Here is a 7,006-nt window from a genome sequence, read left to right as displayed (position 1 = left end):
TATAGAAAAACCAGAAGCAGGCAAAATGCTTTACTAAAATTGTTGGATAAAGGAATAGAAGCCTATCAATCCCTGCTCAATCAAACTCAAGCGAAAGGATTAAGTATGGTAGACGCTGAAACATTTAAGACCATTAAACTGGTTTATCAACAGCAAAAACAGCGATACTTACACCCACAAGCCAAGATACCAAACCGGATAGTAAGTTTGTACAAACCCTACCTCAGACCCATTATCAGGGGAAAAGAGAATAAACCCTTAGAGTTCGGAATGAAGGTTCATAAGTTGCAGGTAGGTGGAATCAGCATAATTGAATATGGAAGTTATGAAGCCTTCAATGAGTGTAAACGTCTGAAAATCAGTATAGTCAAACATAAAAGTACTTTTGGTCTATGTACCCATATAGCTGCTGACAGGATTTATGCTACCAATGAAAATCGTAAATATACTACTCAGAAGAACATCCAGACCAACTTTATTAGAAAGGGTACTGGAAAAGATGATAAAGCTACCAAACAAATCAAAGCAGTACTTAATAAAGAAAGAGCTACACGTTTAGAAGGCAGTTTTGGTAATGAAAAGGAACATTACCTCTTGCATAAGAACAAAGCCAGAAGTCCTGACAACGAACAAGTTTGGCTATTTTTCGGTATTCACACTGCCAATGCTGTTTTGATTGCCAAACGAAGACAGAAAGCTCAAAGGCAAGCCCAAATGGCCGCTTAAATTGAAAATTTCATATCAAAACTCACCCATAAAATGGGGTGGTTCAGTGTGTCTACTCGTAAACAGAAAAGTCTCAATTGACGAAAAACTCACGATAGATTGTACTTTTTAAAGATGTTGCTCTTTGAAAATCAACAAGACACTCAGATTTTTGAGTGTCTTGTCGTTAGAATATTTTATCTAAGAGAATTTCCAAGGAAAGCCTAATTATAAGTTGAGCGATGGCTATAATGGCCTTCGAAAATACCACATAGGTAAATCGTTATTGCCTCTTGGTCTGTAAATTCAGGACAATTATTATTGCTCTGTCTTTGGAAATGTAAACTCATGTGCGTATCATAGCACTCACAAACAAGGCTGTAAGTTTGTATTAATTGTAAAGGTCGCATTTTGCAATTTAACAAAATACTCCTTGTTTGTTTCTGATAATTTCAACCCTTGATTCACATAACTATTTAACGAAGAAGCCTCACCCCAACCCCTCTCCTGAAAAAAGGAGAGGGGCTTTTAATTTAGGTGTTTACTGCAATTTCTTATACTTAATCCGTTTAGGTGTTGCATCAACGCCTAATCTTTTACGACGGTTTTCTTCATATTCCGAGAAGTTTCCTTCAAACCAATACACCTGTGAATTACCCTCAAAAGCTAATATATGCGTAGCAATTCTGTCTAAAAACCAGCGGTCATGGGAGATAACAACCGCACACCCTGCAAAGTTTTCCAGACCTTCTTCCAAGGCACGAAGCGTATTTACATCCAAATCGTTGGTAGGCTCATCTAATAGCAATAAGTTACCGCCTTCTTTCAACATCATGGCCAAATGCACACGGTTTCTTTCACCACCTGATAAAGTACCTATTTTCTTTTCCTGATCTGACCCCTGAAAATTGAAACGGCTTACATAGCCACGGGCATTTACCTGTTTATTACCCAACATCACCCAATCATTACCGCCTGAAACCAGTTCGTAAACTGATTTTGCAGGGTCTAACTGGTTATGCTCCTGGTCAACATAAGATAGTTTTACGGTCTCGCCTACTTCAAATGTTCCTTCCAAGGGTTGTAGCTGTTCTGTTATGAGTTTAAACAGCGTCGTTTTACCCGCACCGTTAGGTCCGATAATACCGACAATACCATTTTGTGGAAGACTGAAATTCAGGTCTTCATATAGTAGTCTATCGCCAAAGCCCATTTTTACACCTTTGGCCTCAATTACCTTATTACCCAAACGTGGCCCCGGCGGAATAAATAACTCTAATTTTTCTTCTCTTTCTCTGTTATCTTCGTTCACCATACGGTCATAAGCAGCTAAACGGGCTTTAGATTTTGCCTGACGAGCCTTTGGTGCCATTCGCACCCATTCTAATTCTCGCTGTAAAGTTTTCTGACGTTTTGATTCAGATTTCTCTTCTTTTGCTAATCGATTTTGCTTCTGCTCTAACCATGATGAGTAATTACCTTTCCACGGAATACCCTCGCCTCTATCCAACTCTAAAATCCATCCGGCTACATTATCTAAGAAATAACGGTCGTGGGTTACAGCAATTACTGTTCCTTTATACTGGCGCAGGTGTTCCTCTAACCATAGTACCGACTCTGCATCCAGGTGGTTGGTAGGCTCATCTAATAATAGCACATCGGGTTGTTTCAACAATAAGCGACAAAGAGCTACCCGACGTTTTTCACCACCCGACAAGGTGGCAATTTTTGCCTCTTCCGGCGGACAACGCAGGGCATCCATCGCACGCTCCAGCCGGGTATCTAATTCCCACGCATCCAGTTGGTCAAGTTTTTCCTGTACTACTCCTTGTCTTTCAAGCAGTTTATCAAAATCGGCATCGGGTTCAGCAAAAGCGTTATTAATGTCATCAAACTCTTTCAATAAATCTACAATCTCCTGTACCCCCTCTTCTACTATTTCCCTTACAGTTTTAGTAGGGTCAAGTTGCGGTTCCTGCTCAAGCAGACCAACAGTATAACCAGGCGAGAATACTAAATCGCCATTGATGTTTTTATCGATTCCGGCAATAACTCTCAATAAGGTAGATTTACCTGAACCATTGAGACCTAATACACCGATTTTTGCGCCATAGAAAAAAGAAAGATAGATATTTTTAAGAATCTGACGATTCGGAGGAATGATTTTACTCACCCGCTCCATCGAAAAAATAATTTGCTCACTCATGGGTTAATGGGGTTTCTTAGATAGTTTTTTATGCTTCAATATTAAATTTTTGAAAAATATGTCATATTTCAGGTTATTTTTCTTCCTAAAATAAAATTTTGTCTCAAATATCGTCATTCAAGTTTGCATTATACAAAAAAACTGCGAATTTTACCTTTTCAAACCACAACCCTTGACTCACAAGCCATGTGATTTTTAATTAATTATGGACGGCGTAACATTAGAAAACGAATATGCTTACATCAAAGACGGTAAGGTATTCTTAAAGGGCTACTTAGATATGCCCGACCGACAAATCGGCGAAGTAAAACGCACAGAAGAAGAAGCTTTCCAGTACTTCATTAACCGTTACCAGATTGCGGTAAACAAGGTTAATCAATTAGAAACGGAAATCACGGATGCCCAGAATAAGGGATCCTTCTTAACAAAACTCACGCAACTTCGCAAACGACTGCTGAACTTTGACGGTATCGGCGACTTTATTCCATTGCTCAAAAAATTAGATGAGCAAGAAGAATATCTTCGTAGCCTTATCGTAGGCAACCAGGCTAATAATCTTACAATCAAGCAAGCCTTGATTGATGAAGCCAAGGAAGCCAAAGAAGATGTTGACTGGGGTGTTGTAGCTGACAAGCTGCAAGATATTAAAACCCGTTGGATCAGAACAGGACCTGTTGACAAACCCTATCAGGACGAGATAGAAACAGAATTCCGTGAAGTACTCGATGATTTCTATCAACGTAGAAAAGCTTTCTACGAAGAACAGAACAGAATCATCGGCGAACGTATGGAAAAATACATGGAACTGGTAAAAGGGGCAGAACAGCTATTCCGCATGGGTAACTGGGAGCTATCTTTTGCCGAGTTGAAAAGATTACAGAACGAATGGAAAAATGTAGGGGATGTTCCTCCGAAACGTTTGAAATTCGAGTTCCGCCGTTTCAAAAAACTAACGACTCTTTATTACGAAAAATATTGTAATGCCAAGGGTATCCAGATTAAAACCAGAGTTGACCCTCGTGTAGAAGCACAACAAAAAATGATGGAGGAAGCTGAGAGATTGGCAGACGCCAAAGATATTTTTGCTTCTACCGAAAGAGCAAAAGTATTGCTTAACGACTGGAAGAATATCAAGGTACCTTCACATCTGGCAGTACGCAACGTGGCAGAACGTTTCAGAGCGGCTTGCGATAAGATTTTTGAGTTAAGTTATCTGATGAAAGTAATTACAAGAAAACTGCCTAATTACAATTATCTGAGCGAAAGACAACAGGTCTTAACCAAATATCGTGAGATGGAAAGTATCGTTACCCGTGCCCGTGGCGAACTAAAACAATTGATTGAAAGCTACGATGGCGTGGCACGTAATCCTGACATGGATAAAATCATGACTTCTAATATTCAGACCCAACGACGCAAGTTGTTAATGAAAGAAGTAATCTTAGAAGAACTCAGACGTGCCGCACAGAATGTAGGATAAGATATATTAAAATTTAACAGAGAAGCCCGTCAATCGACGGGTTTTTTTGTTTAAAACCAATCTTAAATCTTCATTAAAACTCTGAAATCCTTTACAGATAATTTCTTGCCGTATAATAAAAATCATATACATAACGTAACACTTATTTTTACCTTTGTTAACCATAAGTGAATAGTATATAAAGTACCTAAAAAAATACCTGACTTAAAGGGGATAGCAAAGTGCAAGATTATTGCAACAAAGTCTGGTTTTTATACAAAATCACCATACATCGTATGAAGAAACTTATCACAATTTTTCTCCCTTTCTTGTTTTCATTTTATTTTTCGCACACAGAAGCTCAAAGCTTTGTTACTCGCTGGGATCTTTCCGCTTTTGGTTCTGGTGAAACACAACTGTCTTTTGGTGTGGCAACCAGTGGCGCTGTAAGCTATACTTGGGAAACGATACCCGCATCGGCTTCTTCAGGGTCAGGAACTTTTACAGGTTCTACCGCAACTATTACCGGCTTACCTGACAATGCAGTCATTAGCTTAAAAATTAACCCTACAAATTTTCAAAGAATCATTATCAACCGGGGTGTAGATAGTGGTAGACTTACAATGGTCGAAAACTGGGGTAGTACATCCTGGACAAGTATGGAAAATGCCTTTTCAGGATGTGCTTATCTTCAGATAAATGCTTCTGATATTCCTGACTTGACAAGTGTTACAAATCTGAGCAATATGTTTGCCTATTGCTATAGTTTAAATTCCCCTGCTAATATTGCTTCATGGAATACTTCCAATATTACTAATATGGCTGGTATGTTTTCAACTGCAAGGCTTTTTAACCAGCCGATTGGCCTATGGAATACCACCAATGTTACTGATATGCATGGAATGTTTGAGAGTGCATCCGCTTTTAACCAGCCGATTGGCTCATGGAATACTGCCAACGTTACTGATATGCATGGAATGTTTGAGAGTGCATCCGTTTTTAACCAGTCAATTGGCTCATGGAACACTTCCAAGGTTATTAATATGTCCGGAATGTTTAATAATGCACCCATTTTTAACCAGCCGATTGATTCCTGGAACACTACCAATGTTATTAATATGTCTTCAATGTTTGCAAGAGCATCCGCTTTTAACCAGCCGATTGGCTCATGGAATACTGCCAATGTTACTGATATGTCTCATATGTTTGCAAGTGCATCCGCTTTTAACCAGCCGATTGGTTCTTGGAATACTGCTAATCTTATTTATATGTCTTCTATGTTTGCAGGTGCATCTGCTTTTAACCAGCCGATTGGTTCTTGGAACACTTCCAATGTTACTGATATGTCAGTTATGTTTCTTAGTGCATCTGCTTTTAATCAGCCTATTGATTCGTGGAACACTTCCAAGGTTACTGATATGTCTGGTATGTTTCTTAGGGCATCTGCTTTTAATCAGCCTATTGGTTCGTGGAACACTTCCAAGGTTACTACAATGTATGAGATGTTTGAAGATGCCTCCGCTTTTAACCAGCCGATTGGTTCTTGGAACACTACCAATGTTATTAATATGTCTTCAATGTTTGCAGGTGCATTCGCTTTTAACCAGCCGATTGCTTCATGGAACACTGCCAATGTTAATACAATGTCTAACATGTTTGCAAGAGCATCTGCTTTTAATCAGCCTATTGATTCCTGGGATATGTCTAGTGTCATTAGTACGTCTTCAATGTTTGCAAATGCATCCGCTTTTAACCAGCCCATTGATTCCTGGAATACTGCTAATCTTATTTATATGTCTTCTATGTTTGCAGGTGCATCTGCTTTTAACCAGCCGATTGGTTCTTGGAACACTTCCAATGTTACTGATATGTCAGTTATGTTTCTTAGTGCATCTGCTTTTAATCAGCCTATTGATTCGTGGAACACTTCCAAGGTTACTGATATGTCTGGTATGTTTCTTAGGGCATCTGCTTTTAATCAGCCTATTGGTTCGTGGAACACTTCCAAGGTTACTACAATGTATGAGATGTTTGAAGATGCCTCCGCTTTTAACCAGCCGATTGGTTCTTGGAACACTACCAATGTTATTAATATGTCTTCAATGTTTGCAGGTGCATTCGCTTTTAACCAGCCGATTGCTTCATGGAACACTGCCAATGTTAATACAATGTCTAACATGTTTGCAAGAGCATCTGCTTTTAATCAGCCTATTGATTCCTGGGATATGTCTAGTGTCATTAGTACGTCTTCAATGTTTGCAAATGCATCCGCTTTTAACCAGCCCATTGATTCCTGGAATACTGCTAATCTTATTTATATGTCTTCTATGTTTGCAGGTGCATCTGCTTTTAACCAGCCGATTGGTTCTTGGAACACTTCCAATGTTACTGATATGTCAGTTATGTTTCTTAGTGCATCTGCTTTTAATCAGCCTATTGATTCGTGGAACACTTCCAAGGTTACTGATATGTCTGGTATGTTTCTTAGGGCATCTGCTTTTAATCAGCCTATTGGTTCGTGGAACACTTCCAAGGTTACTACAATGTATGAGATGTTTGAAGATGCCTCCGCTTTTAACCAGCCGATTGGTTCTTGGAACACTACCAATGTTATTAATATGTCTTCAATGTTTGCA

General features: G+C 39.1%; 4 protein-coding genes. 3 read left to right on the top strand and 1 reads right to left on the bottom strand.

Going from position 1 to position 7,006, the window contains the following annotated elements; genetic code table 11:
* Window positions 1-726: transposase family protein (locus tag EWM59_RS26980; protein WP_510186009.1), on the top strand; the 726-nt coding region annotated here is incomplete at its 5' end.
* Between the two features lie 520 nt (window positions 727-1,246).
* Here the strand turns inward: EWM59_RS26980 and ettA are convergent.
* Window positions 1,247-2,911: an energy-dependent translational throttle protein EttA gene (ettA, locus tag EWM59_RS26975; protein ID WP_130024313.1), complete on the bottom strand. Its 1,665-nt coding sequence runs from the start codon at window positions 2,909-2,911 to the stop codon at window positions 1,247-1,249.
* A 205-nt stretch (window positions 2,912-3,116) separates the two neighbouring features.
* Between ettA and EWM59_RS26970 the strand changes: the two genes are divergently transcribed.
* Both EWM59_RS26970 and EWM59_RS26965 read left to right on the top strand, forming a co-directional pair.
* Window positions 3,117-4,391 carry a DUF349 domain-containing protein gene (locus EWM59_RS26970; RefSeq protein WP_130024312.1) on the top strand — a complete coding sequence of 425 codons (1,275 nt, stop codon included), beginning with the start codon at window positions 3,117-3,119 and terminating at the stop codon, window positions 4,389-4,391.
* Window positions 4,392-4,666: 275 nt separating this feature from the next.
* Window positions 4,667-7,006, top strand: a 2,340-nt coding sequence (locus EWM59_RS26965) for a BspA family leucine-rich repeat surface protein (protein ID WP_130024311.1), incomplete at its 3' end; no start/stop codon positions are given.

It is taken from the genome of Emticicia agri (genome assembly GCF_004168285.1).
Taxonomy (GTDB): Bacteria; Bacteroidota; Bacteroidia; order Cytophagales; family Spirosomataceae; genus Emticicia; species Emticicia agri.
This window is presented reverse-complemented; position numbering and strand designations above follow the sequence as displayed.

What these genes read in the sequence shown, in the direction of transcription:
- ettA (WP_130024313.1), bottom strand. Translation starts at nt 2,911, where the DNA reads ATGAGTGAGCAAATTATTTTTTCGATGGAGCGGGTGAGTAAAATCATT.
- EWM59_RS26970 (WP_130024312.1), top strand. Translation starts at nt 3,117, where the DNA reads ATGGACGGCGTAACATTAGAAAACGAATATGCTTACATCAAAGACGGT.